Source organism: Rhodovarius lipocyclicus (assembly GCF_009900765.1).
In the GTDB taxonomy this organism is placed as follows: domain Bacteria; phylum Pseudomonadota; class Alphaproteobacteria; order Acetobacterales; family Acetobacteraceae; genus Rhodovarius; species Rhodovarius lipocyclicus.
The window spans coordinates 151,284-176,095 of sequence record NZ_JAAABL010000001.1 but is presented as its reverse complement, the minus strand read 5'-3'; the positions used below and the strand labels follow the sequence as shown (position 1 = coordinate 176,095).

General features: G+C 68.7%; 38 protein-coding genes and 1 tRNA gene. 18 read left to right on the top strand and 21 right to left on the bottom strand.

Annotated features, from left to right (window positions below; genetic code table 11):
- The first annotated feature begins 35 nt into the window (after positions 1-35).
- The 5 genes from GT007_RS00945 to GT007_RS00925 all read left to right on the top strand — a co-directional run bounded on the left by GT007_RS00945 (position 36) and on the right by GT007_RS00925 (position 5,452).
- Positions 36-1,250 carry an LL-diaminopimelate aminotransferase gene (locus tag GT007_RS00945; protein ID WP_160119687.1) on the top strand — a complete coding sequence of 405 codons (1,215 nt, stop codon included), beginning with the start codon at positions 36-38 and terminating at the stop codon, positions 1,248-1,250.
- On the top strand, positions 1,247-2,539 hold the full coding sequence (locus GT007_RS00940; protein WP_160119686.1) for a homoserine dehydrogenase: 1,293 nt from the start codon (positions 1,247-1,249) through the stop codon (positions 2,537-2,539). Before GT007_RS00945 ends, GT007_RS00940 begins: the two co-directional genes overlap by 4 nt.
- Before the next feature lie 20 nt (positions 2,540-2,559).
- Positions 2,560-3,555 carry a class II fructose-bisphosphatase gene (gene glpX / locus GT007_RS00935; protein WP_160119685.1) on the top strand — a complete coding sequence of 332 codons (996 nt, stop codon included), beginning with the start codon at positions 2,560-2,562 and terminating at the stop codon, positions 3,553-3,555.
- Between the two features lie 82 nt (positions 3,556-3,637).
- Positions 3,638-5,323 carry a single-stranded-DNA-specific exonuclease RecJ gene (gene recJ, locus GT007_RS00930; protein ID WP_160120039.1) on the top strand — a complete coding sequence of 562 codons (1,686 nt, stop codon included), beginning with the start codon at positions 3,638-3,640 and terminating at the stop codon, positions 5,321-5,323.
- 53 nt (positions 5,324-5,376) lie between these two features.
- Positions 5,377-5,452 (top strand) — tRNA-Glu (locus GT007_RS00925).
- A gap of 38 nt (positions 5,453-5,490) precedes the next feature.
- Here GT007_RS00925 and GT007_RS00920 read toward each other — a convergent pair.
- From GT007_RS00920 to GT007_RS00825, 21 genes are all read right to left on the bottom strand, one after another.
- Positions 5,491-6,549, bottom strand: a complete 1,059-nt coding sequence (locus GT007_RS00920) for a tyrosine-type recombinase/integrase (RefSeq protein WP_160119684.1) — start codon at positions 6,547-6,549, stop codon at positions 5,491-5,493.
- Complete coding sequence (locus GT007_RS00915) at positions 6,549-6,773, bottom strand: helix-turn-helix transcriptional regulator (protein ID WP_160119683.1); 225 nt, start codon at positions 6,771-6,773, stop codon at positions 6,549-6,551. The genes GT007_RS00920 and GT007_RS00915 overlap by 1 nt, the downstream gene beginning before the upstream one ends.
- Positions 6,774-7,200: 427 nt before the next feature.
- Complete coding sequence (locus GT007_RS22920; protein ID WP_408015527.1) at positions 7,201-7,416, bottom strand: DUF551 domain-containing protein; 216 nt, start codon at positions 7,414-7,416, stop codon at positions 7,201-7,203.
- On the bottom strand, positions 7,409-7,807 hold the full coding sequence (locus GT007_RS00910) for a hypothetical protein (RefSeq protein WP_160119682.1): 399 nt from the start codon (positions 7,805-7,807) through the stop codon (positions 7,409-7,411). Before GT007_RS00910 ends, GT007_RS22920 begins: the two co-directional genes overlap by 8 nt.
- Complete coding sequence (locus GT007_RS00905; RefSeq protein ID WP_160119681.1) at positions 7,800-8,078, bottom strand: hypothetical protein; 279 nt, start codon at positions 8,076-8,078, stop codon at positions 7,800-7,802. The genes GT007_RS00910 and GT007_RS00905 overlap by 8 nt, the downstream gene beginning before the upstream one ends.
- Complete coding sequence (locus GT007_RS00900; RefSeq protein WP_160119680.1) at positions 8,068-8,487, bottom strand: hypothetical protein; 420 nt, start codon at positions 8,485-8,487, stop codon at positions 8,068-8,070. Before GT007_RS00900 ends, GT007_RS00905 begins: the two co-directional genes overlap by 11 nt.
- On the bottom strand, positions 8,484-8,843 hold the full coding sequence (locus GT007_RS00895; protein ID WP_160119679.1) for a hypothetical protein: 360 nt from the start codon (positions 8,841-8,843) through the stop codon (positions 8,484-8,486). Before GT007_RS00895 ends, GT007_RS00900 begins: the two co-directional genes overlap by 4 nt.
- Entirely contained in the window at positions 8,836-9,177 is a 342-nt protein-coding gene (locus GT007_RS00890; protein ID WP_160119678.1) for a hypothetical protein, read from the bottom strand. The genes GT007_RS00895 and GT007_RS00890 overlap by 8 nt, the downstream gene beginning before the upstream one ends.
- Before the next feature lie 2 nt (positions 9,178-9,179).
- The gene (locus GT007_RS00885; RefSeq protein ID WP_160119677.1) at positions 9,180-9,368 is read right to left on the bottom strand and encodes a hypothetical protein; all 189 of its coding nucleotides are present in this window, start codon (positions 9,366-9,368) and stop codon (positions 9,180-9,182) included.
- Positions 9,365-9,919: a J domain-containing protein gene (locus tag GT007_RS00880; RefSeq protein WP_160119676.1), complete on the bottom strand. Its 555-nt coding sequence runs from the start codon at positions 9,917-9,919 to the stop codon at positions 9,365-9,367. Before GT007_RS00880 ends, GT007_RS00885 begins: the two co-directional genes overlap by 4 nt.
- Positions 9,916-12,513: a DNA methyltransferase gene (locus tag GT007_RS00875; RefSeq protein ID WP_201451756.1), complete on the bottom strand. Its 2,598-nt coding sequence runs from the start codon at positions 12,511-12,513 to the stop codon at positions 9,916-9,918. The genes GT007_RS00880 and GT007_RS00875 overlap by 4 nt, the downstream gene beginning before the upstream one ends.
- Positions 12,510-13,604 (bottom strand): hypothetical protein, encoded by a 1,095-nt coding sequence (locus GT007_RS00870; protein WP_201451755.1) that lies wholly within the window; start codon positions 13,602-13,604, stop codon positions 12,510-12,512. The genes GT007_RS00875 and GT007_RS00870 overlap by 4 nt, the downstream gene beginning before the upstream one ends.
- An 8-nt stretch (positions 13,605-13,612) precedes the next feature.
- Positions 13,613-13,831 carry a hypothetical protein gene (locus tag GT007_RS00865; protein ID WP_160119675.1) on the bottom strand — a complete coding sequence of 73 codons (219 nt, stop codon included), beginning with the start codon at positions 13,829-13,831 and terminating at the stop codon, positions 13,613-13,615.
- A complete protein-coding gene (locus GT007_RS00860) occupies positions 13,828-14,748 on the bottom strand; it encodes a PD-(D/E)XK nuclease-like domain-containing protein (protein WP_160119674.1) in 921 nt (306 codons plus the stop codon). The genes GT007_RS00865 and GT007_RS00860 overlap by 4 nt, the downstream gene beginning before the upstream one ends.
- Positions 14,745-14,891 carry a hypothetical protein gene (locus tag GT007_RS00855; RefSeq protein WP_160119673.1) on the bottom strand — a complete coding sequence of 49 codons (147 nt, stop codon included), beginning with the start codon at positions 14,889-14,891 and terminating at the stop codon, positions 14,745-14,747. Before GT007_RS00855 ends, GT007_RS00860 begins: the two co-directional genes overlap by 4 nt.
- Positions 14,888-15,121 (bottom strand): hypothetical protein, encoded by a 234-nt coding sequence (locus GT007_RS00850; RefSeq protein ID WP_160119672.1) that lies wholly within the window; start codon positions 15,119-15,121, stop codon positions 14,888-14,890. Before GT007_RS00850 ends, GT007_RS00855 begins: the two co-directional genes overlap by 4 nt.
- Complete coding sequence (locus GT007_RS00845) at positions 15,118-15,387, bottom strand: hypothetical protein (RefSeq protein WP_160119671.1); 270 nt, start codon at positions 15,385-15,387, stop codon at positions 15,118-15,120. Before GT007_RS00845 ends, GT007_RS00850 begins: the two co-directional genes overlap by 4 nt.
- On the bottom strand, positions 15,387-15,701 hold the full coding sequence (locus tag GT007_RS00840; RefSeq protein WP_160119670.1) for a hypothetical protein: 315 nt from the start codon (positions 15,699-15,701) through the stop codon (positions 15,387-15,389). Before GT007_RS00840 ends, GT007_RS00845 begins: the two co-directional genes overlap by 1 nt.
- Complete coding sequence (locus GT007_RS00835; protein ID WP_160119669.1) at positions 15,698-15,964, bottom strand: hypothetical protein; 267 nt, start codon at positions 15,962-15,964, stop codon at positions 15,698-15,700. Before GT007_RS00835 ends, GT007_RS00840 begins: the two co-directional genes overlap by 4 nt.
- On the bottom strand, positions 15,961-16,815 hold the full coding sequence (locus tag GT007_RS22145; protein WP_201451754.1) for a hypothetical protein: 855 nt from the start codon (positions 16,813-16,815) through the stop codon (positions 15,961-15,963). Before GT007_RS22145 ends, GT007_RS00835 begins: the two co-directional genes overlap by 4 nt.
- A 95-nt stretch (positions 16,816-16,910) precedes the next feature.
- A complete protein-coding gene (locus tag GT007_RS00825; protein ID WP_236571421.1) occupies positions 16,911-17,402 on the bottom strand; it encodes a helix-turn-helix domain-containing protein in 492 nt (163 codons plus the stop codon).
- Positions 17,403-17,539: 137 nt separating this feature from the next.
- Here GT007_RS00825 and GT007_RS00815 point away from each other — a divergent pair, with 137 nt between their 5' ends.
- The 13 genes from GT007_RS00815 (at position 17,540) to GT007_RS22915 (ending at position 24,766) form a co-directional block, all read left to right on the top strand.
- Entirely contained in the window at positions 17,540-17,776 is a 237-nt protein-coding gene (locus GT007_RS00815; RefSeq protein WP_160119666.1) for a hypothetical protein, read from the top strand.
- 541 nt (positions 17,777-18,317) lie between these two features.
- On the top strand, positions 18,318-18,698 hold the full coding sequence (locus tag GT007_RS00810; RefSeq protein WP_160119665.1) for a hypothetical protein: 381 nt from the start codon (positions 18,318-18,320) through the stop codon (positions 18,696-18,698).
- Complete coding sequence (locus GT007_RS00805) at positions 18,695-19,159, top strand: winged helix-turn-helix transcriptional regulator (RefSeq protein WP_160119664.1); 465 nt, start codon at positions 18,695-18,697, stop codon at positions 19,157-19,159. The genes GT007_RS00810 and GT007_RS00805 overlap by 4 nt, the downstream gene beginning before the upstream one ends.
- Positions 19,156-20,001: a hypothetical protein gene (locus tag GT007_RS00800; protein ID WP_160119663.1), complete on the top strand. Its 846-nt coding sequence runs from the start codon at positions 19,156-19,158 to the stop codon at positions 19,999-20,001. Before GT007_RS00805 ends, GT007_RS00800 begins: the two co-directional genes overlap by 4 nt.
- A 102-nt stretch (positions 20,002-20,103) precedes the next feature.
- Entirely contained in the window at positions 20,104-20,292 is a 189-nt protein-coding gene (locus tag GT007_RS00795) for a hypothetical protein (protein WP_160119662.1), read from the top strand.
- A gap of 12 nt (positions 20,293-20,304) precedes the next feature.
- Positions 20,305-20,856, top strand: a complete 552-nt coding sequence (locus GT007_RS00790; RefSeq protein ID WP_160119661.1) for a hypothetical protein — start codon at positions 20,305-20,307, stop codon at positions 20,854-20,856.
- A complete protein-coding gene (locus tag GT007_RS00785) occupies positions 20,856-21,326 on the top strand; it encodes a Holliday junction resolvase (protein ID WP_160119660.1) in 471 nt (156 codons plus the stop codon). The genes GT007_RS00790 and GT007_RS00785 overlap by 1 nt, the downstream gene beginning before the upstream one ends.
- Positions 21,326-21,877 (top strand): HNH endonuclease, encoded by a 552-nt coding sequence (locus GT007_RS00780; RefSeq protein ID WP_160119659.1) that lies wholly within the window; start codon positions 21,326-21,328, stop codon positions 21,875-21,877. Before GT007_RS00785 ends, GT007_RS00780 begins: the two co-directional genes overlap by 1 nt.
- Entirely contained in the window at positions 21,874-22,758 is an 885-nt protein-coding gene (locus GT007_RS00775; RefSeq protein WP_160119658.1) for a hypothetical protein, read from the top strand. The genes GT007_RS00780 and GT007_RS00775 overlap by 4 nt, the downstream gene beginning before the upstream one ends.
- Entirely contained in the window at positions 22,755-23,492 is a 738-nt protein-coding gene (locus tag GT007_RS00770; RefSeq protein WP_160119657.1) for a hypothetical protein, read from the top strand. The genes GT007_RS00775 and GT007_RS00770 overlap by 4 nt, the downstream gene beginning before the upstream one ends.
- Positions 23,489-23,818 carry a hypothetical protein gene (locus GT007_RS00765; protein ID WP_160119656.1) on the top strand — a complete coding sequence of 110 codons (330 nt, stop codon included), beginning with the start codon at positions 23,489-23,491 and terminating at the stop codon, positions 23,816-23,818. The genes GT007_RS00770 and GT007_RS00765 overlap by 4 nt, the downstream gene beginning before the upstream one ends.
- Entirely contained in the window at positions 23,802-24,470 is a 669-nt protein-coding gene (nusG, locus tag GT007_RS00760) for a transcription termination/antitermination protein NusG (protein WP_160119655.1), read from the top strand. The genes GT007_RS00765 and nusG overlap by 17 nt, the downstream gene beginning before the upstream one ends.
- Positions 24,470-24,766 (top strand): HNH endonuclease, encoded by a 297-nt coding sequence (locus GT007_RS22915; protein ID WP_160119654.1) that lies wholly within the window; start codon positions 24,470-24,472, stop codon positions 24,764-24,766. The genes nusG and GT007_RS22915 overlap by 1 nt, the downstream gene beginning before the upstream one ends.
- Positions 24,767-24,812 lie beyond the last annotated feature (46 nt).

The window sequence follows — 24,812 nt, the reverse complement described above, 5'->3', positions numbered from 1 at the left end:
AAAGAAGCGGTCACACTCCAACCAAGGCCAGTCCAATGCCAGAAGAGTTCCACCGGATCCGCCGCCTGCCGCCCTATGTCTTCGCCGAGGTGAATACCGCCAAGGCCAAGGCACGCGCAGCAGCAGAGGACATCGTGGACCTCGGCATGGGCAACCCCGACACCGCGACGCCCCCGCACATCGTGGCCAAGCTGGTCGAGGCGGTGCAGGACCCGCGCACCCACCGCTATTCCCAGTCCAAGGGCATTCCCGGCCTGCGCAAGGCTCTCGCAGGCTATTACGACCGCCGCTTCGGCGTGAAGCTGAACCCGGAAACCGAGGTGGTCGCCACGCTGGGTTCCAAGGAGGGGCTGGCCAATCTGGCCCAGGCGATCTCCTCGCCGGGCGACACCATCCTGGTGCCGAACCCGTCCTATCCCATCCATCAGTTCGGCTTCATCATCGCGGGCGCCTCCGCGCGCAGCATTCCCTACACGCCCGATGACGCGATGCTGGAAGCCATCGACCGCGCCGTGCGGCATTCCGTGCCCAAGCCCACCGCGCTGATCGTGAACTTCCCGTCCAACCCCACGGCGCTGCTCGCCAGCCGGGAATTCTACAAGGACTTGGTGAAGCTCGCGCTGAAGCACGAGCTGTTCATCCTGTCCGACCTCGCCTACGCCGAGATATATTTCGACGAGAACAACCGCCCTTCCTCCGTGCTGGAAGTGCCGGGTGCGATGGATTGCACCGTCGAGTTCACCTCGATGTCCAAGACCTACAACATGCCCGGCTGGCGCATGGGCTTCGCCGCGGGCAATCCGCGGCTGATCTCGGCGCTGACGCGGGTGAAGTCCTATCTGGACTACGGCGCCTTCACCCCCATCCAGGTGGCGGCCACCGCCGCGCTGAACGGCCCGCAGGATTGCGTGGCGGAGATGCGGGCCCTGTACAAGGAACGCCGCGACGTGCTGGTGAAGGGCCTGCACGCCGCCGGCTGGGACGTGCCGGTGCCGGAGGCCTCGATGTTCCTCTGGGCCCCGATCCCCGAGAAGTTCCGCCATCTGGGCAGTGTCGGCTTCTCCAAGCTGCTGCTGGAAAAGGCCAAGGTGGCGGTGGCGCCGGGCTTGGGCTTCGGCGAATACGGTGACGGCCATGTGCGCATCGCGCTCGTGGAGAACAACCAGCGCATCCGCCAGGCGCTGCGCGGCATCCGCACCTTCCTGCAAGGCGACAACGCGGCCCCGGCCGAGGAGCTGAACGAAGTATGAGCCGACCTCTTTCTGTCGGAGTGGCCGGCCTCGGCACTGTCGGGGCCGGGGTGCTGAAGGTGTTGCGCGACAATGCCGGGCTGATCGCCGCCCGCGCCGGGCGGCCCATCGCCGTCACCGCCGTGTCGGCGCGCGACCGGCACAAGGATCGTGGCGTGCCCGTGGCCGGGCTGCGCTGGTATGAGGACCCGGTGGCGCTGGTCGCCGATCCGGGCGTCGATGTGATCGTGGAGAGCATCGGCGGCAGCGAGGGCCCGGCCCGCGCGCTGGTCGAGGCGGCGCTGGCCGCCGGCAAGCCGGTGGTGACGGCCAACAAGGCGCTGCTGGCCCTGCATGGCCGCGCCCTGGCCCAGCTGGCCGAGGCGCATCAGGTCCCGCTCGCCTTCGAGGCGGCGGTGGCCGGCGGCATCCCCGCCATCAAGGCCGTGCGCGAGGGGCTGGCGGGCAACGACATCCGCCGCGTTGCCGGTATCCTGAACGGCACCTGCAACTACATCCTGACCGAGATGCGGCTGCGCGGCCTGCAATTCGCCGAGGTGCTGGCCGAGGCCCAGAAGCTCGGCTACGCTGAGGCCGACCCCAGCTTCGACATCGACGGCGTGGACGCGGCCCACAAGCTGGCCATCCTGGCGGCGCTGGCGTTCAACCGGCCGGTCGATTTCTCGGAACTGCATGTGGAGGGCATCCGCGCCATTTCCGCCGTGGATATCGCCATGGCCGAGGCGCTGGGCTTCCGCATCAAGCTGCTGGGCATCGCCACCCGCACGCAGGACGGGGTCTCCGCCCGCGTGCACCCTTGCATGGTGCCGCTGGAAACGCCCATCGCCCATGTGGAGGGCGTGTTCAACGCTGTGGTCGCGGAGGGCGACGCGGTGGGCCGCGTGGTGCTGCAGGGGCGCGGCGCCGGCGCCGGCCCCACCGCCAGCGCCGTGGTGGCGGATCTGGTGGACATCGCGCGCGGGCGGCACACCCCGGTCTGGGGCGCCTCGGCCGATGCGCTGTCCTCGGCGCCCGCCCGGCCCATGTCCACCCATCGCGGCGCCTATTACCTGCGTTTGATGGTGCTGGACCGCCCGGGCGTGATCGCGGACGTGACGGCGGTGCTGCGGGATGCCAACATCTCGATGGAAAGCATGCTGCAGCGCGGCCGTGCCCCTGGCGAAGCGGTGCCCGTCGTGCTCACCACCCATGAATGCGAGGAGGCGGCCATGCAGGCCGCCATCCGGCGCCTGTCCGGCCTGGACGCGGTGCTGGAGAAACCCGCCCTGATCCGTATCGAAACCCTCTGAGAACCGGAGCCGCATCGCCGATGACCGCCGAACCCAGCCTGAACCGTACTCTGACCCTGGATATCGTCCGCGTGACGGAAGCGGCGGCCCTGGCCGCCAGCAACTGGATCGGCAAGGGGGACAAGAACGCGGCCGATGGCGCGGCGGTGGAAGCGATGCGCCGCGCCTTCGACACGCTGCCGATCGACGGCACTGTGGTGATCGGCGAGGGCGAGATGGATGAGGCGCCGATGCTCTACATCGGCGAGAAGGTGGGCCTGTTCGCCAAGACCGGCGGCGGCACGGCGGTGGATATCGCCGTGGACCCGCTGGAAGGCACCACGCTGACGGCCAAGAACGGCCCGAACGCCATCGCCACGCTGGCCATCGCCTCCAATGGCGGCTTCCTGCACGCGCCCGACATCTACATGGACAAGCTGGCCGTGGGCCCGGGCCTGCCCAAGGATGTCGTCAGCCTGGACGCAACCATGGAGCAGAACCTGAAGGAGCTGGCCAAGGCCAAGGGCTGCTCCGTCGGCGAGCTGAACGTGTGCATGCTGGACCGCGACCGCCACAAGGAAATGCTGAAGGCCTGCCGCGCCGCCGGCGCGCGCGTCATGCTGATCCCGGATGGCGACGTGGCGGGCGTCGTGGCCGTCAGCCAGCCCGAGACGGGCGTGGACATGTATGTGGGCTGGGGCGGCGCGCCCGAGGGCGTGCTGGCCGCCGCCGCCCTGCGCTGCATCGGGGGCCAGATGTATGGCCGCCTGATCTATGAGGACGACACCCAGATCGAGCGCGCCAAGAGCATGGGCATCTCCGACCCGCACAAGGTCTTCCGGCTGGAGGAAATGGCGAGCGGCGACGTGATGTTCGCGGCCACCGGCGTCACCAACGGTTCCATGCTGCGCGGCGTGCGGCGCTTCCAGGGCGGGGCCTATACCCATTCGGTGGTGATGCGCTCCTCCTCGGGTTCCGTGCGGTTCATCGAGGCGCGGCACAACTTCGCCACCAAGCCCGCCGCCTTCATTGCCTGAGGACGCCCCCGCCGCGCTGGACGTGACGGCGAGCGTCACGGGCCGGCGCTGGTCCTGGCGTGCCGCGGATGAGCGGGCGGGGATGATGCTGGCGCAGCGGCTGGAACTGCCCGAATTGCTCGGGCGGTTGCTGGCCGCGCGCGGCCTGGCCCCCGATACGGCCGCGGATTTTCTGGACCCACGGCTGCGGGTGTTCCTGCCCGACCCCTCCGTGCTGATCGACATGGACAAGGCCGCCGCCCGGCTGGCCCGGGCGGTGCGCGCGCGCGAACAGGTCGCGGTGTTCGCGGATTATGACGTGGATGGCGCGTGTTCCGGCGCGCTGATGGTGCAGGCGCTGCGCCGCTATGGCTGCCAGGTGGCGCATTACGTGCCCGACCGGCTGAAGGAGGGCTACGGCCCCAACGCGCCGGCCATCGCCGCGCTGTGCGAGGCCGGGGCCACGCTGATCGTTTGCGTGGATTGCGGCATCGCGGCCCACCAGGCGCTGGAAGCCGCGCGGGGCAGGGCGGAGGTGGTCATCCTGGACCACCACAAGGCCGAGGGCCCGCCGCCGCCCGTGCTGGCCGCCGTGAACCCCAACCGGCTGGACTGCCCCTCGGGCCTCAAGGGCCTGTGCGCGGGGGGCGTGGCCTTCCTGGCGCTGGTGGCGACCCAGCGGGAGCTGCGGCGCGGCGGCTTTTTCGAGGGCGGCGCCGAACCCGACCTGATGGCGATGCTGGACATCGTGGCGCTGGCCACCGTGTGCGACGTGATGCCGCTGACCGGCGTGAACCGGGCCCTGGTGACCCAGGGTATCAAGATCCTGGCCAAGCGCGGCCGCCCGGGCCTGGCCGCGCTGATGGAGGTGGCGGGCGCGCGGGGCGAGGTCTCGGCCCACACGCTGGGCTTCACGCTGGGGCCGCGCATCAACGCGGGCGGGCGCATCGCCGAACCCGACCTGGGCCTGCGGCTGCTGCTGAGCGAGGAGCCCGCCGAGGCGCGTGCCATCGCCGAGAAGCTGGACGCCGTGAACCGCCGCCGGCAGGAGGTGGAGGCCGGCGTGCTGACCGACGCCATGACCCAGGGCGAGGCGCAGCTGGCCGCCGGCCGGGGCGTGCTGCTGGTGCGCGGGCAGGGCTGGCACCCCGGGGTGGTGGGCATCGTCGCCAGCCGCCTGAAGGAGAAGTTCAACCGCCCCGCCTGCGTCGCGGGAATCGATGACGGCATCGCCAAGGGCTCGGGGCGCAGCGTGACGGGGCTCGACCTCGGTTCGGCCGTGATCTGGGCGCGTTCCAGCGGCTTGCTGATCGCGGGGGGCGGGCACGCCATGGCGGCGGGCTTCACCTGCGAGGAATCGCGGCTGGAGGAATTCCACGCCCTGCTGGAGGAACGCCTGGCGGGCGCCGCCGAACTGCCCGCCGCGAGCGAATTGCTGCTGGACGGCGCGCTGACCGTGCGCGCCGCCACGGTGGAGATGGCGGGCCATATCGCGCGGCTGGCCCCCTTCGGCGCGGGGAATGAGGAACCGGTCTTCGTGCTGCGCCGCTGCCGAATCGTGAAGGCGGACCGCGTGGGCGCGGAGGGCCAGGTGGTCCGCGCCTTTCTGGAGGGCGAGGATGGCGGGCGGCTGAAGGCCGTGTGCTTCCGCGCCAAGGAAGGGCCGTTGGCCGGGCTTTTGCTGGGTTCCGGCGGCGCGCCGCTGCATCTGGCGGGGCATCTGCGCGCGGAGCGCTGGAACGATCAGGTCAGCGCCGGCTTCCAGATCGTGGATGGTTGCAGAGCGTGAGCGGGGTGGGGTTGACCGGTTCGGCCGGGCCCTATATTCCCGCGCCACTGGCCGGCCCCTTCGTCTAGAGGCCTAGGACACCGCCCTTTCACGGCGGCGACACGGGTTCGAATCCCGTAGGGGTCACCAGTCCGCTTTCCATCATATTGATATGGCTGGCTTTCTGATCAGGTTTGCAAACCCGGTTTGCGAGCCTTGTTCGGCATTTGAGCCACGCGCGCCATGCCCTCGGCGGCCAGGCGCTTGCGGTCCGCTGCCTCGGTATAGCGCTGCGCCTCGGACAGCGTGCGGTGGCCCAGGACGGCCATGATCTGGTGCGCCGAGCACCCCGCTTCCGCCAGCCGGCGACCACACGCCTTGCGCAGGCCATGCGACGACAGCCCGGGCTCCAGCCCCGCCTCCTCGCACCAATCCCGAAACGTCGAATAGAAACCGTTCGTGCTGCGGACCCGTCCCTGAACCTCCAGGAAGGTCATCTGGCCAGCCGGAACATGGGCCAGCTCGGCCGCCAGTTCGGGCAGGATCGGCACCTCCACCCACTCCTGAGTTTTCGACTGGCGGATGCGAATCGCCCCGCCCACGATGTGCTGGCGGCCCATCCGCATGGTATCGCCGCGACGCTGGCCGACATTCAGCAGCAGCTCCAGCGCGAGCCGGGCCACGGTGCCGGTGGGGTGGCGCTTTCGATAGGCCTCGACATGGGCATCATCCCAGGGCCGGATGCCGGCCCCCTTGTAACGGACGCGCGCCACCTCGCGGGTCGGGTCATTGCGCACCAGCCCCATCTCGTCGCGGGCATGCTGGATGAGGTGGCGGAGGATGCTGAGGCGGCGGTTCGCCGCGGTCGGTCCCTTCTTCTCGGAGACCAGCTTTCGGACGCCGGTGGCATCGATGAGCCGGATCGGCTTGCTGCCGTGCTTCGTGCGGATTTCCTCGATCAGGCGGCGATATACGGCCTGGGTGCTCGCCCGCAGCCCGATGAAGGTGTGGCTGGTGTAGAAGCTGACGATCACGGCTTCCATGCTGCCCGGCTGCACGCGCCCCCGGACCTGCGCGCCCTCACGCTGGCCCAGCACCTCGGTATTGTAGGCATCGATGAACTCTGGACTGCCGGGGGCGCCGGGCAGGGCGACAGCCTTCCGCCCCGGGATGCGCAGGTAGAACCGCACCCTGCCGTGCCGGTCCTTGAAGCGGTGGATGTGTCGCAGCCGGATAACGGGGCTCATCACTGGTGCCAGGGGTTGGGATCGCCGGCGGAGGATGGTGCGCGGCCGGCCTTGCGGTCCAGCCATTCATCGATCTCGGGGCGAAGGTATCCGACCACGCCGGCGCTGATCCGCACGCTCTGGAGCTCCCGGGCGATGGTGGTGAGGAAGGTCGTCTTGCTCACGTCGAGGTATTCGGCGGCGGTGTCGGCGCGCATGAGCTGGGGCCACCGGGCATCACCCATCGGAGCCTCCCTTCGACGCTACCGGCCGCCCCTGCGGCCAGCGCCAGTCGCGCACGCCGGACAGGTCGGCATCGCGCCTGCATGCATCGCAGCGGCCGGGCCAGATGGTGGCGACGTGCCCGGTCGGCCAGATGCCCCCGGCGCGCTCAGCGCATGGTGCGCAGATGGAATGCACGTCAGGCTGAGCGGTCATGGAAGCCTCCGTGCGTCTCGCTCGGGGATGACCCAGGGGCGCGGCGGCACGCCGCGATACCAGCGCCTCTGAGGCCCGACCTGGGCCCAGATGCGATGCCCCACGCGCTTTTGCCAAAAGGCCCATTCCTGAATGGTGAGCCAGTTTTGACACAGGTCGAGCCAGAGCGTGTCCTTGCGTCCAAGGCTGAGCCAGCTTCCGCGCCCAGGGATAAAGGCGCCAGTGGCCAGATACTCACGCCTCGTCATCCCCACCTCCCGGCGGCGTGGGCAGGGGGCGCCAGTGGGTCAAATCACGCTGCCCTGGGATGATTTCGCTATCCCAGGAATGGACCCAATGCTTGCCGTCCCACCACCCATGCAGTAAGCCGACAACACGGTCCCAAAGCAGAACGAATGTTCCATCCCTGGGCGCGCTCTCAATCGGCAGCCAGCCGTTGTTATCAGGCATCCCGCCCCTCCTTGGCTGCGTAGGGGGTGGCGGACACGGCCGCACGATAGATGGCGCGCAGGCTCAGCCCCTCCAGCACTTCCTTTGCGTCCTCCCAATCCGAGCCCTTGAACTGCTCCTCCAGGTTGCGTTCCGCCGCCACCTCCATCTGCGGCGTGATGCCACCGCGAGCAGGAACAAGCGTCGCCTCCCCATTGACCAGCGCCATCAGCGCGGCCTCGCCTCCGGGGATGGTGGAGGTGAGGGCAGAGAGGGTGGCGGTGGCGTTGCGCAGGTCAGCATCGGACAGCGGCGCCGTCTCATCCACCGCAGCCGCAGCAGCCCGGAACGCCCGCAACGGCGCCTCCCGGATCGCCCGCGCCATCGCTTCGATGATCTCGTCCTTAGACATCGCAATCTTCCTCCCGTCCGAGGCGCAGCAGCGCCTTGCGCAGGTCCATGCCAAGGTGGGTCAGGTTGAGTTTCCAGTCGCCGCGCTCCTGGATCGGCGCCGTGGCTGACGAGACAAGCCCAATCTCCGCCAAGGCGAAGACGCGACGCTCGTCGTGGCAGCGCTTACCGACGATGAAGCGGCCCCAGCCGCTGTCATCCATGAAGCGCAGGTAGGTCAGCACCTTCGCGTCTCCGGCAGCGGCCTCAATCAGATCCTGATCACCCTGCATCGGAGCCTCCCCGCGCGCGGATGGCAGGCTTGAGAAGCGCGAGATGCACTACCTTCAGTGCGTCCTCGGGCTTCATCTCGGCTTCCACCCAGCGGCCTTCGCCTACATGAACGGCGATAGTAATGTGCGGAGGCGCGCCATCGAAGCAGTCCCACTGCTTGACCATGACCCGGACATCTTGACCGTTGCGGTTGGTGGAGCGGATGACGCCAACGATGCGCTCGTCATCCGTCAGGTCAGCGAACGGCGCCCCCTCCCTCCGCGCCTGCTCCACCTCGGCGGCGTGCTGGGCGACGTAGAAATCATGGGCTCGGCCAAGCTCTGCGCGGATGTAGTCCTGCCACCGCTCGACGTTGCCGCCGCCCCAGTCGTTGAGCAGCCCTGCATCGTATGCATCGAGCCCGCTCATCGGCTGGGCTCCAGGAGGGCGCGGTCGATCTCTTCGAGGGCCTGCAAGCTCTCAGCAAAATGTGGTGCGTCTACGTCATCCATCGTGGACGGGTCGCCGCCTACCGTGATGCTCTCGAACAGGCAGTCATGTTCGGCCTGGATGAACTCGCGCGCCCTAACCAGCGCCTCCCGCAGCGCCTCCCGCAGCGCCTTGATCTCGGCGGCGTCGGCGTCATAGCGCGCCAGGATGGAGGCGATTGTCACGGTCTTGCCGTCGATCAGGATCAGTGATGCCATCGCGGTTCGCGTTCCCGCGAAGGCCGCGCGCATGGCCTCCATCTGCTCATCGGTCGCCGGCTTCGCTGCGTCAGGCATGGGTTTCACCTTTCGCGAGTAGGTCGCGGATCATGTCGTGCCAGCGGTCAAAGCCGTTCCATTTTGCGCCCATCCGTCTGGCATCTCCTCGGATGCCAAAATGCGCCTCAACAACACCGATGCAGGCGCGAACGTCGGCAATCTCGCGCTGAAGTTCGACGATGTTGCTACGCCCGCTGTCGGGATCGACTTCAGCCGGCCCCTGGATGATGCATCGGTTCGCACGGGCAGCCAGTTCACTGGCCTCCTCTGCCAGCTTTCCGAGGATCGCCAGCCGCACCGGATCGCGCTCCGGCATCCACGGCGAGATCGTGCTTTCAATCGGCTCAGCCATGGCTACCCCTCCCCCTGCGCGCCGGGGGCTTCGGCGGTCTGCGCGGCCCGTGTCAGCAATGCGGCCAGCATCTCGAAGGACAGGGAGACGCCATCCCAGTCCGATTCCTGGCCACGCTTCAGAAGCACGGCGAGGTCGGCCAGTTGTGCGTCAGAGGCTGGGGTCACATTTTCGAGGCAAATGGTGGTCATGACCTCTCCTTTCGTGCCTGGTCCATGGCGGCGTTCAGCTCGGCCATGGCGGCATGCGAGCCTGTGGGGGTGTCCGGGTGAGCGCGGCGCGCGGCTTGGCGGTAGGCGGCCTCGATATCGGCCATGGAGGCTGTGGCCTGCGCGCCGATGATCTCCCACCACGATTTCGGTGCCGGGAGCGCCACGAAGCCCTGGAACATGGCCTTGATCATGTGCTTCGCGCCCCACCGCTCCATGCCACGCATGGCCTCGATGGTCTTGGCGATGGCCCGCAGGTTGCCGGCAACGGTGACCCAGCGGTCGCAGGGGATCGATACCTGCATCCCGTCATAGGTGCAGTAGGCCACCACGCCGGGGTCGGCAGGACGATCCGCGCCGAGCGTGACATTGCTGCTGAGCACGATGTTGGTCGCGCCCAGGCGCCTCAGTTCCGCCTGACACTCGGTCAGCGCCGCGGCGAGCGTGATGTTCTTTCCGGGCCAGACTTGCCGGCACTGCGTGCGAGGCCAGCCGGCGGGCCAGGCCAGGGGGTAGGCGGTGGGTGTGCTCATGCTGCGTCCTCCGCATCCATGAAGGCGAAAAGGGACGGCACGGCGGCCCGGTCCTCCTCAGCCTTGAGATAGGTCACCGCGTCCGCGAAATACCGGGGAGACAGTTCACTTCCCCACCCCTGGCGCCCAAGCTTCAGCGCACGAAGGGGCACCGTCCCGATACCGGCGAATGGGTCATAGACCACCTCGCCTTCCATGCTGCATTGGCGGATGACGCGATCGACGATGTCGAACTGCAGGGGGCACAGGTGCACCTCGCGGCCCTGCTGCACCTGGTCGGCATTGAGGGTCCGCATCCGGGCGACATCGGTCCAAACATCGTCGTGAACCGAATGCGGCGGCCAGAGCATGAAGGTGGCAGGCAGGCGCTCCAGCTCATCCAACCGCTCGCAGAGCAGCAGATGTTCCTGGTAGTCATAGACCTGGGTGGTGTTCCTGGCCTCCCACCACTTGAACATCTGCTCATGGGCCATGTGCCGCAGCTCATCGCTGCTGAGCAGGCGATCACCGGAGGACCGGCTATAGCCGTGGGCGTCCAACTGCCAGGCCGCACGGCTGTAGCCGGTCCCGGGCACCGGCTTCTTCCAGTTTCTCCGCTTGTCGAACGGGGCCGGCTCACCATGGTCAGCGCAGAGCGGCTTCTCCTTCACAACCGGTACGTCGGCATATCCGGAACTGCCATCGGTCGGGGGTTTGCGGAAAATGAGCAGGTATTCCGGCACCCCGCAGCCCATCCGGGTGCCGTCCTTGCACTGCTCAGACCAACCAAGTCGGTAGGTCTGGTTGTTCTCCCGCACCACGTCCGTGGTGATGGTCTTCATCCCCAGAAACGCGAAGCCGTGCTTGCGGTAGTGATCGATCGCCTCAGCATGGAAGGGGTGCAGCGTCTGGAAGCCGAAGCCATTCATCCCGCCAGGGGTGATTCGGTCCTTCACGTGGATGACCATGTCGCGGCCAGGCTGGAGAGCGCGGCGCAGCGACGGGGTCAGAAAGTCCATCTGACGCCAAAAATGGTCGTTGTCGTCAGTGTGGCCGAAGTCGTTGAAGGTGGGCGTGTACTCGTACTGGGTGGCGAAGGGGATGCTGGTGACGATCAGGCCCAAGCTGTTCTCCGGCAGCCTGGCCGTGGCCAGCACCGTATCGTCGTTCTCCATCCGCCAGCCCTGGCCTTCGACCAGCTTCGCGGGGCCCGCCATGTAACGGCGCAGGCCTTCGCCCGCGGCCGCGCCGCCCAGCCCATGCTGGCGGATGATGGCGCGCATCTGAGCCACCAGCTCATTGTGCCGGGCCCACTTCGCCTCAAGCGAACGCCGGACCTCGCGTTCGGCCTCGGTGTAAATCAGGTCGATCCGCACCGGCTTGCCCTGCCCGAACCGCACGATCCGGTGGAAGGCCTGGATGATGTCGTGGAACTTGAAGCCGATGCCCAGAAAGATCGCCCAGGCACAATGCCGCTGGAAATTGCAGCCGGTGCCCGCGATCGAAGGCTTCACCGCCAGCTCAGGCACCTCGCCATCGCTGAAGGCGATGATCCGGGCCTCGCGCTGGTCCAGGTCCTGGGAACCGTAGGCCGAGGCAACCGCCGGAATCGCGGCCTCGATCGCGCGCCGCTCATCCTCGAGGTCGTGCCAAAGGATCCGGTGGGCGCCGGGGTCGAGCGCCCGGAGCTCCATCATCTTTGCGATGCGGGCCGGCAGGGATGAGCGTTTCTCGGCCGCGGCATCGCTGACGCCAATGGCGGCCTGGCGGAACATCCGCACCTGGCCATCGCGGTCCTCGCCCGCGGCGTCGTGGTCGGAGGGCACCTCGTGCCAATGCACCTCGACCGGCGGCAAGGCATATCCCTCGTCGGGATAGCCCAGGTCGGACGGGGTGGTGATGAAAGTGCCCCAGCTGGCCACCCACTCCCAGAACTCCTGCTCCTTGTGCGGGTGCAGGGTCAGGCGATCGGCATTGCTGCTGTCCCGCTTGAAGAAGCGTGTCTTCGCCTCGCCCACATCCATCACGTCCAGGAAGGCGGCATAGGCCAGCAGCTCGACATACTCGTTGGGGCTGGGCGTGGCGGTGGCCACGATCCGGTACTTCGTGACGGCGAACAGCCGCATCAACTCGCGGAAGGTCTTCGTGCCGCCGAAGCCGCGCAGCACCGCCGCCTCGTCCAGGCAGACCGTGCAAAACAGGGCCGGGTCCAGCTTGCCGTCGCGCACGCTCTCGTAGTTGGTCAGGTAAATTCCGGGCCCGGTTACCTCGGCCGAGCGTCGCACGAAGCGCGCGGCGGTTCCGAGCATGGCGGCGTCGCGGGTGAATTCCTGGCGCACGCCCAGCGGAAGCACGATCAGCGCGCGGGCCTCAGGCCCCTCGCTGTCCCGCAGGACGCGGGCGATCTCGAGCTGCATCACGCTCTTGCCCAGGCCGAAACTGGCGAAGATCGCCGCGCGGCCCTTCCGGACGGCCCAACGGACGATGTCACGCTGGTGCGGCTTCAGGATCGGCGATAGCGCGGATGCCTCGACCGGGATCCCTGCATCGGGCGCGAGGGCGACCTTGGCGGCCAGGAATGCCTGATAGGCGGACAGGTTCACGGCGGCGCTCATGCGGCCTCCGCCAGCGCGACGCGCCGGTCGCCGATCAGCCTGCGGACATGGCGGGCGGCGGCTTCCGGCAGCTGCGCCAAGCCGGCCTCGGCCTTCATCACACGCTCGTCCAGGTCGGCGATGGTGGGGCAGGCTTCGATGTCGCGCAGGAGGCCATCCAGGCTCGAGCGGACCTTGGGCGACAGGTCATCCAGCGGCGAGACCGGGGCGGGGGCCGGCTTCTCGGGCTCGGGCGGCGGCGCTTCCGCCTTCGGCTCGGCAGGAGGCGGCGCCTTGCCCGCGCTGGCCTGCTCCAGGGCATCCCCACCGCCCGCTGGCGCCTCCAGCACGTCACGCGGGAATTCGTCATCGCGCTGCACCTCGCCGCGCTTGATCGACTTGAACATCACCCCCAGGCTGGCGACATCCTCGGCCGTCAGCGCGTCCACCTTACGGCCCATGCGGCGCTCCAGCTGCGCCCGGGTGATGCCGATGCTGGCATAGCCCTGCACGCAGTCCGCGATGCGCTGCACCAGGGGCTTTCCGCCTCCATGCTCCAGCGTGTGCCGGCAGATAGAGGCAGCCTCCTCCCGGAACCACACCGGCAGCACCGCGAAGATCATCTCGCGGAGGCGGCGCGCGCCCATGTTGGCGTTGTTCTCATAGATGTCCCGCATGTCCGTCAGGGCTTTGGCCCCGTTCTTCGTGTCGCGGGAATGCGGGACGATGAAGGTCGTCTGTGAGCGGGCGTTGGTCTGAAGATCCCAGGCATAGGCCTGCATCTCCGACTGGCCGCGATGGTCGTCACGGGACAGCTCGGTCAGACCGAACACCACGTTGCCCCAGATGCGGGCCAGCTCGCGGGCCAGATGGACGCTTTCGCCGGTGACCTGCTGCCCACCGCGGCCGAACCGGAAGAAGGCGCGCTCCGCCAGCTCCGTGATGCCGCAGACCTGCCGCATCTCCTGCATGGCCATGTCCACCACCCGGGGGTTGCGCATGGCGACGATGACGGCCGCCTGCACCTCGGCGACGGCGCGAGACTGCTCGACCATGGTGGCCTGGGAGGCGCCACGGGGTGCGGACTGCTCGAAGGGGGTCATGCTGTTCATGGCGTGCCTCAGAAGGGGATTTGCAGGTCGGTCGGGCGGAGCTCACGGGTCGTCACATCGACCTTGCTGGAGACGCTGAGCGCGGCGAGGACATAGAAGCTCTGGCCCGGCGCCAGGGCGGCCAGGCGGCGCGCCTCATGTTCGGCAATCTCGCGGGTCGGGTGCCGCCTCGTGGGCGGCTGACGGCCGGTCGGGCACCAGATGATGAAGAAGGCGTCGTCGTTCATGCGGCGATATCCGGGATGGCCGGCGGCTCGAAGCGCCCAGCTTCCTGCGCGAGCTGGAAGGACTGGCGGGCATAGGCCGGCAGGTTGACGGTGTGCGCCATGGGCGCGCTGTTCAGGTCGTCGCGGTAATTCGGCCACTCGCGTTGGGTGAGGCACCAGCGGAAAATGCCCTTCGCGTACCGGTTCAGGGCCCGGCCGATCTCGATGGCCTCCGGGTCCACCCAGCAGACCGAAACCAGGTGCGGGGGCTTCTTGCTCTGCACCACGAAGGCGAACTTCTCGGGCCGGTGCGGCGTGACGGCGGCCACGGCGTCGAGATACCAGGCCGCCTGCATGTGGTAGCCGTACTCCAGCATCGCCTTAGCGAACTCGCGCGGGTCGGCGCTGGTGCTGGTCTTGTAATCGACCAGATAGCGGCCGTGGGGCGGGAGATAATCCGGCCGAGTACGGCACCAGATGCCGAACTCCTGATCTCGCCAGAACAGGGACTTCTCGGCCTGGCCGCCAATGAAGGCGGTGCGGGCGATTGGGTCTGCCCACAGCACGCCGCGCATGACGCGGAGCATCTCATCCTCGGCCGGCAGCAGCGGCACCTTGCCGGCGGCGCGCGCTGCGTCGCGCTTCTCCCGCGCGTCGGCGCTGGTGTAGCCCTCGGACGGGGAGCCGTCCTTCTTCAGGCCCCGGATCACCTCAACCCGGGCGTCATATCGCTCCGGCTCCAGGATCATCAGATGGCTGGCGGTGCCGATCTCGAAGACCCGCTTCGCCTCTTGGACCTGGCGCTGATGCCAGAACACCGCCGGGCAGTCGCGGGCCAGGGTGCGTGCGCCGCTGCTCGACAGGCTCATCTCGGGGGTTGGGTCGCCATGGTAGATTTCCGGCGGCAGGTCATAAATTCCGGGCTCGCTGATCTTCATGGCGCCACCGCCTTCCGGGCCAGAGCCTCGCCCTCTGCTGCGCGCATGAGACGCGCCAGCTCCAGCGCCGTGGTGCCGGGCTGAATCTTGAGCACCACGATGGCGGTGGCGCTGGCCATGCTGACGATGGTGGGCTCGGTCATGCCGTCGGCTCCATCCCCCGGAACCGGTCGCGCACCCGGTTGAGTGCGGTGCCGGCCTGGAGCACGGCCAGCATGGTCCCGGGCGAGGCGTCGGCACCGGCGACGGGCTGGTGGACGAACTGCGCCGACGCGACGGGCGTGACGATGCTGGAACCCTTCTCCGTGTCACGGAACAGGTACGGCGGCACGGGCACGACGCAGCGGAGCAGGGAAGGGATGGGGCTGGTCATGCCGCGGCCCTCCGGCTGGCCCGGGCCATGATCGACCGGGCGTTGTGGTCGATGCGCTGGGCGTGGTGCAGGAACACCAGGGCCATGGCGCGCATACCGTCGTCACGCGCGCTTTCGGCCTCGGTCGCCATGATGTGCGCGGAGCCGATATCGCCGTGCATCCACCAGATGGCGGCGGGGAGATCGCCGTCCTCGTCGCCGAAGTCGGCCACCAGAGCGTTGGCGAGCGCGTTGATCTGCGTGCTGATGCGGGTGTCTCTCAGCATCAATGGTGCTCCCGGGCAAAGCGCCGCACGGCCGGGTCAGGGTGCTGGCGCAGGAAGGGAAGGGCGGGGATCAGCAGGGCCTCGATGCCATCCGCGGCGGAGCGGCAGGCGGCGGTTTCGATGGCCCCAGCCTCGGCGGGCACGCGGTCCCACAGCAGGTCCAGCACGCCGACCAGTCGCTCCAGCCGCGCGGACTGGCGCCGGAACTCGGCTTCGTGGTCCGGGCCTGCGGGCGGCCCCTCGTACAGCGGGCTGGCCGGGCGGTGCGCGAAGAACTCGGTGCCGGCGGGGAAGCGGTCCATGTCCATGGTCACGCAACCTCCGCCATCAGCGGGTGCGCCGCGCGGAAGGCGTCATCCTGGATCGCCGCCGCGTCCAGCAGCAGCCGCTCGATGCGGCCGAACTCGCCGTCATCCGTCTCGTGCTGCTGGACCTTCGCCAGCTCAGCCGCCATCGCGGTCAGCCGGTTCATGACCCGGATCGTCGCGGCGAGGTCAGCCTGCGCGTCCGGGTGGCTAAGGTAGTCCGCCGTCAGCCGGTCGCGGCGCGTGCGGATGAGGTCAGGGGTTTCCATCACTCAGCGACCTCGATCATGCGCTCGACCAACCGCAGAGCGGACCGCTGGAGGGCGATACGCGTGGGGTTGAGGGCGTCCCAGGCGGCGGCCCTGGCGGCGGCCCAGGCGGCGTCCCTGGCGGCGTCCCAGGCGGCGTCCCTGGCGGCGTCCCTGGCGGCGGCCCTGGCGGCGTCCCAGGCGGCGGCCCTGGCGGCGTCCCTGGCGGCGGCCCAGGCGGCGTCCCAGGCGGCGTCCCTGGCGGCGTCCCAGGCGGCGTCCCTGGCGGCGTCCCTGGCGGCGGCCCTGGCGGCGTCCCAGGCGGCGGCCCTGGCGGCGTCCCAGGCGGCGTCCCAGGCGGCGGCCCAGGCGGCGTCCCTGGCGGCGTCCCAGGCGGCGTCCCTGGCGGCGTCCCAGGCGGCGGCCGCATCCCGCCGCGCCGCCTCAATCGCTGGCCGGATGCTGGGCACCTGCGCCATGCTGGTGATCTCGGGCAGCCCGGCGAGCGCATCAGCCTGTGCCGTCAGACCCGCCAGCCGCAACCAGGCGGGCGTGTGCTCGCGCACCAGCCAGTCGGCGGCCATGAGCGAGCGGCGGTGCTCGACGGCGGGCGTGGATTTCGTGCCGACCAGACGCGGGATCAGCGGGCGCAGGAGGGCGTCGCGCTCATCGTCCGGCAGCCCGTCATTCCAGGCGCGCAGGAAGGCGCCGATGACGGGGCAGGCGCAGGCCGGACTGTCCGACCACGGCTCGCCGGCGACGAAGGCGACCGCCTCCATCACACACATCTCGCCGTCGCTGGGGTGGTGGCCGCCGGACGACAGCGGCGGGATCGAGGCGACCTTCGTGAGGTCGGGGGTCGGCGTGTCGCTCATCGGGCTCTCCTCCGAGCCCGGGGTGGGCTCTGTGTGAGCCCATTTGTGCGCTAAACGCCCAAATCGGTCAAGCTAAAATGTGCGTATCGCGCCCATTATTTTTGATGGGCACTTAGCGCATCGATCACCTTGATCGTCGCCTCGATCTGTTCAGGCTCCATTCTGCGCAGCCGATCCACTAGGCTTTCAATCAGCCGCACGCGCTTTTGTTCCTCTGGGTGCGCCGCCAGTTCGGCCGGGCTAATCCCCAGCTCCTTCGCTAAGCGCGCAAAAGTCTCGTCATCCACGGCGATTTCGCCTCGTTCATATCTTCCTATCGTAGTGTGGTCTGTTCCCATTTTGTTCGCAAGCGTCATTTGCGTCTCACGCTTCAGCTTGCGCCAGGCTTTCAGATTTACGGTGCGGTGCGTCATGGGCGCAGCGTCGCACAAGCCGCCCTGCCGCTCTGCGGCGCGATATGCACCACGCGCACAAAAGCTCTTGACCATTTTGGGCGTATCGCGCACATTCCTGGCATGACGCTCCATGAGTATCTGAAAAGGCCGGATGTAAGGGTGGTCGCCGTGGCCGAGCAGGTCGGCGTCCATTATTCCAGGGTTCTGCGCTGGGCTAAGGGGCGAGTGCCGGCTGAGCGCGTGCCCGAGCTGGCCCGCGTCACAGGCATCCCCGCCGCCGATCTGCGCCCCGACCTCGCGGCCGCCTTCGCCCCGCGCGAGGTGGCCTGATGTCATCGCTGACCGAGGAGACCGGGCAGGCGATCCTGGCGGAGCTGAAGGCGCTGCGGAACACGGTCGCCTATGTGGCGGCGTGCCAGCACGTCATGGACCATATCGGCTCCGGCGCTTTCGACCGTTGCGAGGATGATGCGGAGCGCCTGACCGAGATCCTGCTGCTCAGGCAGACCCGGCTCCGGGAGATACTGGCGGTAGAAGGGCCTCAAGCCGGTCGAGGCGGGCAATGATCGCCTCCAGCAGCACCGCCATGCGCTCCGTGGCCTCGGCCGTGCGGATTGATGCGTCCTTTGCGACGCGCTCTCGCTTATCCGCTTCCCACCGGCGCCTGATGGCCTCGACGGCCGTCCGCTGGAACGCCAGGTCCTGCTCTGAGTATGGTGGATTGCCTGGGGGCTGCAGAACGGTTTGCAGGAACGCCTCCATCTCGTCGGTCGTCTCTGACATCCGAATTCCTCCTGAGGTTCTGACAAGCACCAGGATGGAGCAGGCCGGGGCGCTGCCGCAAGGCGACGCTCCGGCCGATCCTTTCCCCTCATCGCCGCTGGCCACCGTCCCGGTGTTGGCGTTGAGGGCGACCGCGCGGGCCGGATACCCCCGCATGCCTGATGGCCTTCTCTCCCGGTGCTTCACTGCGGGGCGCGCCAGCCGCCCCTGCGCATTTTTGCGTGCCGGCGAGAAGCGGCCTGGCGGGGGCACCACCCCCCACCAGGCCAGAACTCATTCCGTGAAGCTCAGCGTCCATGCCCCTTTTTCGCATGGAGCACTGACATGAGGTTGTCCGAGATTGCCACCGGCGTGGCGCGATCCACCCAAGCCGCTGTCGCAGACTGGTGCCAGGAGCACGGTCGTGCGCGCGGCCTCGCCGCATTCGCCCGCCGCATCGGCGTGACCGAGCGCCGCGCCCGCAGCCTTCTCGAAGGCACAGCCGGGCGCATCGACGCCGCCGAATACATCGCCGCCCAGGAAGCGCGCGCCGAGGTTCTTCGCCTCCGCATCGCCAGGGCTCAGCACGACCTGAACGAGATCGAGAACAGCCATGAAGGCATGGATATGGGCACGCCTGGGGGCGTGCTTTCTGGCGATGGGCGGCCGCTTCATCGCCATGGGCACCTGGTGTCTGGCTCGCGCCAAGAGGGCGCGCTGACATGACCCAGCAGCACACCCAGATCCGCGGCCTGTATGAGCAGGGGCTGACCATCCCCGCCATCGCTGCCGGCCTCGGCATCAGCAAAGCCACCGTCAACCGCCGCCTCACGGAACTGCGGGCGCAAGGGGTGAAGCCGCGCCTGCCGCCGCTGTCCAGCGACCTGAGCTATCTGGAGAGGCGCGAGGCCGCCCGCCTGAAGCAGGCTGGATGGAAGACGCGGGCCATCGCCAAGCACTTCTCATGTCCCGAGCACGCCATGGCGGACATCCTGCGCATGACCCCGCCGCCGCGCCCCGTGCCGGCGCCGCGCCCGGCGGCCGAGCCGGTCGATGCCATCCCCACCGACACGCCGGACCCGCTCTATGGCTGGGCCTGCGCCGTGCGCCGCGAGCATCCGTCGATGCGCGCCGCCGACTGCATCGCGGAGGCCAAGCGCCGCCTGCAGAAGCGGAGGGCGGCATGATGCGCGTCCAGCACCAGCGGCCCGAGGGATGGAAAGGCGGCACCCGGCACGAGGGCGATAGCCTCCGTCGTTTCGCCGCGGTGCTGCCGCATGCCGACAGGACCGCGGCCGCGCTGTCGGTCGATCACCCGGCCCTGGCGGAGGCCCGCACCATCTTCCCCAGCACCGTGCATTTCGCCGATGAGGTGGACCGCGTGCTCGTCTCAGGCGCCAATAACCCGAAGCTCGGGGCGCGCGTGACCAAGGGCCCGTGGCGCGGGATGCCCATCTACCAGCTGACGCTTGAGGAGAGGGCGACATGCCCGGCTTCCTGTGCGCTGTGGGCGACCTGCTATGGCAACTCCATGCACCTGGCGCGTCGGCACCGCCCGGGTCGCGAGCTGGAGCAGATCCTGGGCGCCGAGCTGTGCGGCCTGGCCGATCGGCATCCTGGTGGCTTCGTGGTGCGCCTGCACACGCTGGGGGATTTTTACTCCGTCCGCTACGCCAGCCTCTGGGCCGTGTGGCTCCAGTGGATCCCGGAACTGCGGGTGTTCGGATACACTGCGCGGGAGGACGGCACGCCGATCGCCGAGGTGATCGAACGCTTGAACGGCCGGTTTCCCGATCGCTGCCTTATCCGCTTCTCGCGTGCGGTGCCGTCCGGCAAGGCGCATGAGGCCATCACCATCTGGCATCAGCCCGCCGGGCAATGGGTCGATCAGGGCCTTGTCTGCCCTGCGCAGACGGAGCGCACCGCCTGCTGCGGCACCTGCGGCCTGTGTTGGTCACCGGCCATGGCCGCTACGCCCATCGTGTTCGTCGGGCACGGGCGCCGCACCAAACGGAGGGTGGCCGCATGATGAAGGCCGTCACCCTGCTGTTCCTGTGCGGTGCGTTCCTCGGTGTCATTGCCCTGGGGTGGGCCATCTGGTCCTGCGCGTTCCCGCCGGAGGACGATCACCATGACATCTGGTGAGCCCCGGCAGATCACCACCGACGACCTGAACCGCGCGCGGGCTGTGCTGCTGCGCCATGGCGGTTCGTATCGCTATGCCGCCGTCGAGCTGGCCATGGACGAGGCGCGCCTGCGCCGCCTGATCCCGCCGGCGGCCATCCCGCACCAATCCCCGAAGCGCGGCAAGCGCCGCTGAGCAGGAGGCCCCATGGCCGAGAAGGTTGAGACCAAGCCGAAGTTGAATGCGTCGCCGGACCTGCACATGCAGGCGTACCGGGAGCTGCGTGACCTCACCAGGAAGAAGGATGAGGTGATCGGCTCCATCCGCGCTGCCCGGAAGCGGTTCGAGAGCCTGGGCGTGAACCTCAAGGCGATGGATTTCCACGGCCGCCTGTCGAAGATGGACGACGACGAGCGGGAGATGCTGTTCCGCGACGCCAGCCGCATCGGCGAGTGGATTGGCAAGCCCCTGGGCTTCCAGGGCGCGCTGTTCGGCGCCGATGACGCCGAGCGGCCCAAGGAATCGGAGAGCGCCGCGCACCGCGAATGGGCTGCCCATGAGGCCGGCTACGACAACGGGAAGAACGGCGGCAACCGCGACGACAACCCCTATGAGCCCGGCTCGCTGTTCCACCAGAAGTGGGACGTGGGCTATTTCGAGGGTCAGGCCGCCATCGCCGCGCGCATGGGACCGAACGAGGAAGCCCGCACCGGAAGCCGCGGCCGCAAGAAGCGTGGCCAGGCCGAGGCCGCCGCCTGATGCTGCTGGCGCTGGACCTTTCGACGCACACGGGCTGGGCGGCAGCGGAGCCCAGCGACGTGCCGCGCGCCGGTGTTTGGCACCTGCGCGGCGATGGGATCGGCGCCTATGGCACCGCCCTGCAGGACTGTCTGGACGACCTGCACAAGCTCTGCCGCTTCACCCGCGTCGTGATGGAAGCGCCGCTTCCTCCCGGCGCGCAGACCCACGCGGCCACCGCCCGCATCCAGCTGGGCCTCGCCGCTGCCGTGGAGATGTGGGCCTACCAGCTCAGCATCCCCTGTCAGGAGGCCAGCGCCAGCACCGTGCGTAAGGCCGTCATCGGCAACGGCCGCGCCAAGAAGGATGACGTGATGGCGTGGGTGCGTCGCAAGGGCTGGTCCGCCATCGACGACAACGCCGGCGACGCGCTGGCGCTCTGGGAATACGCCCGGCACCGCGGGCCCATGCAGATGAGGAGCGCCGCCTGATGGCCGAGCCGTCCGCCACCTCCGTTCGTAAGCCGCTCTCGACGCGGCTGCGCTTCGACATTTTCAAGCGGGACGGCTTCACCTGCCAGTACTGCGGAGCGCATCCCCCGGCTGCCGTGCTGGAGTGCGATCACATCACACCGGTTGCGCTGGGCGGCGAGAACGAACCCGACAACCTGATCACCGCCTGCTTCACCTGCAATCGTGGGAAAGCCAACGTATCGCTCGAGCTGGTCCCGCAGTCCTTGGCCGAGAGGGCGGCGGAGGTGGCCGAGCGCGAAGAGCAGCTCCGCGGATACGCAGAAGTCATGAACGCCCGCCGGGAACGGATCGAGCGCGAGGCCTGGAAGGTCATGGGCATCCTCTTTCCCGGTCGGGGGCCTGTGCAGCGAGCCGACTTCATCAGCGTGAAGCGATTCGTCGAAAGGCTCGGTGTGCACGCCGTGTTGGACGCGGCTGAGTGCTCCATGACGAAGCCCAGCCATCGCGCCTTCCGGTATTTCTGCGGGATCTGCTGGGGCGTGATCCGCAAGCAGGAGGTGGGAGAATGAAGCGCCCGGCCTTCCAATTCTACCCGGACAATTGGCGGAACAGCGCCAACCTTCGCAGGTGTTCCTGGGGCGCCCGAGGCGCCTGGATCGAGGTCATGTGCCTCATGCACGACAGCGACATTTACGGTACCCTGCCGTGGACCCTGAAGGAAATCGCTCAGGCCCTGGGCTGCCCCATCGGCCTTCTGCGGGAGCTGGTGGAGAAGGGAGTTCTGAAGGGTTGCGACAGCGGCTCCAGCGAGCCGTTCATCTACACCCCTCGCAGCGGCCGGCGCGAGGGCGAGCCCGTCACGCTGCTGCCCAGCCAGCCTGGCCCCATCTGGTACTCAAGTCGTATGGTGCGTGACGAATATGTCCGCATCGTGCGGGGTGAAAACGGGAAGTTTGGTGGGGGTGGAAGCGCACCCGAGGGTGGGCATAAAGCAGCACCAAAGGACGCACCAAAGCCCCCCAAAAGTGACGGCTCTTCTACTCCTTCTCCATCTTCTCCTTCAGTAGATACCTCTTCGCTACGCTCAGAGGGCGCGCCGTCGGCGCCGACGCTGCCGTTTGCCGGACCAGCAGAGCCCCCTCCTGACGCCCGAACGGAGCTGTTCCGGGAAGGGCTGGCCCGGGCTGTGCGCCTCACCGGCAAGCCCGCGCCGGGCTGCCGCCCCATGCTCGGCCGATGGCTCAAGGCGGCGGGCGACGATGCCGCGCTGGTCGGGTCGGTCCTGTTCGAGGCCGAGCAGCACCGCCCCGCCGACCCCGTGAGCTGGATCGAGGCCGCAATCGGCCGGCGGCTCGGAACGCGACCGGGCCCGCAGCGGGACGATGCCCACAGCCGCCGCAGCGCGGCCGCCCAGGCCCTGATGAAGCTCGAGGGGTTCCCGCTCCAGTGACCCAACTCGCCACTCGCCCCCCCAGCGCGCCCACCGTCGCCCCGATCCAGCTCTCCCAGGCCGCCGATGCGGTGCTCCGCCGCTGGAGCGCCGGTGACAGCACCGAGGCCCTGCCCATCGCCACGATCCGCGAGGCGGCGAAGGCGCTTCCCATCGCGCAGGCGCGGCTGGAGCCCGCCGCCCCGGAGCGCTGGACCAGCTGGCTGCTGCCGCTCACCGCAGTCGTCCGCAACCCGCCGCACCTGGACCAGATCCGAGATGCCGCATCGGTGCTCGCGGCGGCACTGGCCACGATCCCTGCGTCGCTGCTGACCGCCCAGCGACAGCGCGAAGCCTGCCGCCGCTTCGCCTTCTGGCCCTCCGCCGCCGATCTGGCCGAATGGCTGGAGCCCGAAGCCAAGGCCATCCGAGCCGAGGTCATGGCGCTGGAGCGCATGGCCAGGGCCCCGCGCCAGCCCGAGCGTCCGGTGCTGACCCCGGAGCAGCGCGAGGCTGAGGCCGCTGCCTGCCTGGCTAAGGCGCAGGCCCTGCGGGCAGAGGTTCGTGCCGAGACGATTGCTGCCCGCGGTATCGCCCGGCCGGGCCGCTCCCTGGAGCCGTGGCAGATGATCGCGGGTTATCGGCAGACCGTGGAGCGCGGAGGCCTCGGGGCCGAGGCAGCGGCCATCCGCCTTGCCTCGCTGGAGCGCCAGTTCCCGGAAGCTGCCGAATACGCCCGGAGCATCGGGGCATGAACAGCGACACCATCCCTGGCGTCACCCGCTTCGCCCGCGACCGCATGGCCCACCACCACGGCCGCGACTTCTCCCGCGGGCGCTGGCTGGCCGCCGTCATGGCCATCCTTGATCGCAGCGCGCTTCTGGTCGCTACCCGCACCGGCCCGAACGGCCGCACCGAGGAATGGCTGGTCGAAGTGGACATGCTCCGCCGCCACTTGGTCTGGAGCCCGCGCGACGCCGTCGTTATCAACGTCATGCCCGGCAGCGATTTCCAGGCCTTCGCCGTGATACCGCGCAGCGGCCCGCCGCTGGAAGGGAGCGAGCATGCCGAACTCGCTTGACGCGACGAATCCCGTCGCGGTAGACGCGATCCAGACGAAGAGTATCGGGCAGGGCACGGCCGGCCCCGTTTCTTCGCCAGATGCCGGGCGCGGCACTGACCCACTGGAGCGAGCCCCTGGCTCCTCCGGTGCGACGCACAGCGAGCGTTGGTACGCCGTCCACCACAAGGCCCACGAAGCGCCCACCGCCCGGCTGAAGATCCGGCGCCTCGGCTTCCAGACCCACTGGCCCCGTTACATCCTGCGCCGCCCTCGCCGTGACGACGTGATCACGCCGCTCTTTCCCGGCTACCTGTTCGTCAAGCTCGACATCCGGCGCCGCAGCTGGGGCCCGATCCAGGCGATCGATGAGGTGGTAGGCATGCTCGGCGCCTATGATGGGCGCCCGCCTGCCGCCGCTCCAATCGGGGAGGTCGAGCGTCTGATCCAGCGTGCCGGCGGATGCGACAAGGTCATCGATGAGACCCCGGACAGCCTGTTGGAGATGCAGCCGGGCGACAGCGTGCTGATCGTGGATGGCCTGTTCAACGGCTTCGGCGGTCTGCTCCGCGGCGACCATGGGCCCGAGCGCGTCGCTGTGCTCATGACCATGCTCGGCATCCAGCGCGAGGTCATCGTGCCCAGGCGCAACATCCGGCGGGCCGAAGTCTGATGGGAAAGCAGGTCGATCCCTTCTACCGCAGCAAGGCGTGGTTCCGGCTGCGCCACGCCTGCCTTCAGCGTGACCAGCACCGCTGCGTGGTCCCGGGCTGCACCAATCGGGCGACGCATGCGGACCACATCATTCCTCGTTCAAAAGGTGGAGCCGACACGCTCGCGAACACCGCTTCAATTTGCCCCGGGTGTCATGCCCGCAAAACAGCGCTGCACGATGGCGGTTTCGGCAACAAGCCTTCACGGCAATGCCCGATCGGAGCGGACGGATGGCCCGAGAAGCCATCTCACTAGATGCGGCCTGAGACAGGTGTTCCAGCACCTTCTCAGGCCTAACCAA